General features: G+C 43.5%; 1 protein-coding gene. It reads left to right on the top strand.

The window, feature by feature from the left end:
* Positions 1-60: 60 nt before the first annotated feature.
* The coding region (locus tag WB217_RS11145) for a phosphodiester glycosidase family protein (protein ID WP_423993299.1) at positions 61-3207 on the top strand (3147 nt) is incomplete at its 3' end.

The following is a 3207-nucleotide window of genomic DNA, read 5'->3' as shown; positions in this document are numbered from 1 at the left end:
TTTTAATAAGATGGAAGATGTATTACATAACTCATTGAATACATACATAGGAGGAGAACGATGAAGAAGCATTGGAAGAAGAGAATTGTACCGATTGTCGTATCTGTTACCTTAGCCGCTAGTATGATTTCTCCAATTTTGACATCTGCACTTGGCAGTTTCGATTTAAAATCTACCATTGTCCAACTTCCGATTAACCAGTATCAGGCTGATATAGCACCTGGTGTGATGGAGAAGCATTATAGCTTCGAGGGAAAAGAAGGAAAGAAGATTGAGAGTTTTGTAGTGGAAGTGGATATGCAAAATCCAAGTGTATCCATTGAAGCTGGCACGCCAAATGATGGAACAGCTTTCGGGCTGCAGCCTGTCAGGCAGCAGGCAAGTGCCGCTAATAAAGAAAACCATCAGGTAGTGGCTGCTGTAAATGCGGATTTCTACAATATGGCCACGGGTGAACCCTTAGGCTACGTTTATAAAGATGGACAAGCGGTTAAAGATAAATCCTCTTCTGGACAAGAATTTTTTGCGATTAAAAAATCCGGGGAAGCAGTCATTGGCACTCCAGCCGAATTTGAAGCAATGAAGGATCAAATTGAGGAAGCTTTAGGCGGAAATGCGATTCTTGTAAAAAACGGCCAAGTCTATCAAACTCCACAAACAGGAGCGGAGAAAGAGCCGAGAACAGCAGTTGGAATCAAGGCAGACGGTGATGTGTTTTTCGTTGTAATTGATGGCCGGCAAGAGCCTTATTCTGCGGGAATCTCTATGCCTGATTTAGCCCAGCTAATGATCGACATGGGTGCAGTCAGTGCATTGAACCTGGACGGTGGCGGATCGTCGACCTTCACGACTCGTCAATTGGGCGGGGATCAGCTCGAAGTGGACAATAGACCATCAGACCGTACAGAAAGAAGTGTAGGGAATTCGTGGCTGATTGTCTCAGCGGAGCCATCAGACCATGTGTTTGCTTCTGCGCATATTGAACCTTACGACAATTCGTTTACCCCAGGCTCAACGATCACTTTCAGCGCAAAGGGAAGGGACAAATCAATGGCCCCAGCACCTTTGCCTGAGTCAGGGCTAACGTGGGAATTATCAGATCCAACATTCGGTGAAATCGCTGAGTACGGTACATTTGTATCGAACGGGAAAACAGGTCAATTTAATGTTCTGCTAAAGCTTGATGGGAATGAGGTTGGAAAAAGCATCATCGAAATCGCACAGCCTGATCAAATGTCTTTTTCTGCAGCTGAATTAACTGCAGCACGGAACAGCGCAATCAATCTAGGTTTGTTCACCAAGTTTGAAAAGCGGGAAGTTGCTTGGAAATTAGAAGATATCGAGTTTGATATCCCAGAAGGAATGGGAACGATTGATGAAGCTGGGGTTCTTCATACTGGGGATCAAAATGTTACAGGCATGGTAACTGCTCGACTAAAGGGGACAAACCTTTCAACTCAAATGAAGGTTTCTGTAGGTAAGCTTCCTGAGGTAATGTACGATTTTGAAGGGAACCTTGGTACATGGAAAACCTCTACAGCAAACCGCGGCGAAAAAGGGTCTCTTAGTTTATCGAAATATCCAGCTCCAGTACGCTTCGGAAACCAGTCGTTAAAAATGGATTTCGATTTCACGAATTCGCCGATTGGAACGACGCTCGGAGTTTACGCAGGTCCAGGTGTAAATACACCAATCGAAGATAACCCTACGGGAATAGGAATGTGGGTGTATGGCACACCAGAAGCCCAAGGCTACTGGCTGAGAATGATGATTATGGATGGAAATAATAAGGCGCAAACGATAAATCTGACACAAGAAGTTCCGGGGATCGATTGGACTGGCTGGAAGTACATCGAGGCAGAAATACCCGCAACCTTTAAAGGACCATTTAAGATCTCCGGTACACAAGCTGTTCGCATGATGTCAACGAAATCTGGAATCACCGGTCCAATGACAAAAGGTTCGATTTATATTGATAATATCAGGGCCGTTTATGGTGAGAAAATGGATGATTTATACCCGCCTGAAATCACTTCCATAAACGTGGAGGGCAAGAATTTTACCACCAATGCAGTCAACCTTAAGGCAGAAGTTAATGAATATCAAGATGATCCATTTAAAACGGGAATCGATTGGGAAAAAATCAATGTTTTTGTAGATGGAAAAAATTATTCTGATTCAGAAGGACATTTTTCCTATGACATGGACGGATCTCTTTCATTGAGCGGTTTGAAATGGGCAGATGGTACTCACAAGGTCACACTGATGATTCCTGATCAATTTGGAAACCAGGCGATCAAGACGGTTTATTTTACCGTAAATACAGGCTCGGCAAAAATTGACCTAGTCGGTGAGGAACAGTCATTTCTGGGTGATGTGTACAGTCTTGGCGTCAAGGCAACGAATCCAGCTGAAATTACTGGTTCCACAATGAACATCCAGATTGATAAAAACTTCCCGGTGGAGGATGTTCAATTTGCCGACGAATTCAAGAATAGTACATCTAACTATGATGCAGAAACTGGAATCCTTTCGCTGAATTTGGTGAATAGCACTGCAACTGTAGCTTCAGCCGAGGCAGCTGAGATTAAAATCAGAGTTCCAGCATCTACGAAGGAAGCCAGCAAGCTAACTTATGAAATTATAGATGCAGAGCTTAAGTTAAATTCTCCCAAAGAAGAAAGCTTCGTTTCCACCTATTCAATGGTGCCTGCAAGTGTCGAAGTAAAGGGAGCCTTCAATGTCGAAGGGGAAGCGATCCTGATTGGCAAGCCATCCATTTTCACTGTGAAAAATAATGAAAATGAAGCCGCAAAAGACGTGGAAGTCTATGCAACAATCGATGGCAGCAACGAACCAGTATTATTAGGGAAAACCGATACCGAGGGAAAGATAACAGTAGATTCGATTACGAGTGAAGTGAAAAAAATCGCGATCTACGCAGTTAAGGATGGAAAATATTCATTTAAATGGAACACACAAACATATCCGGGACTGGCGGCTGCTGCTGAAATTAAAAACATCCTTTCGACACCAACAGCTGATCCTTATAAGGAAAAGGTGTTTACCTGGATGTCGAGTCCATTAGCCAACGATGAAACTTTTGTTCAATATGCAAGAAAGCAGGATTATGACAGGAAGGGCGAAGGCGGACTGGAAACTGTCGCAGGATCTTCAAGCAATCAGGTATTTTCTGGTGAGCAGGAC

It is taken from the genome of Mesobacillus sp., from assembly GCF_049588175.1.
In the GTDB taxonomy this organism is placed as follows: Bacteria; Bacillota; Bacilli; order Bacillales; family Cytobacillaceae; genus Mesobacillus.
This window is presented reverse-complemented; position numbering and strand designations above follow the sequence as displayed.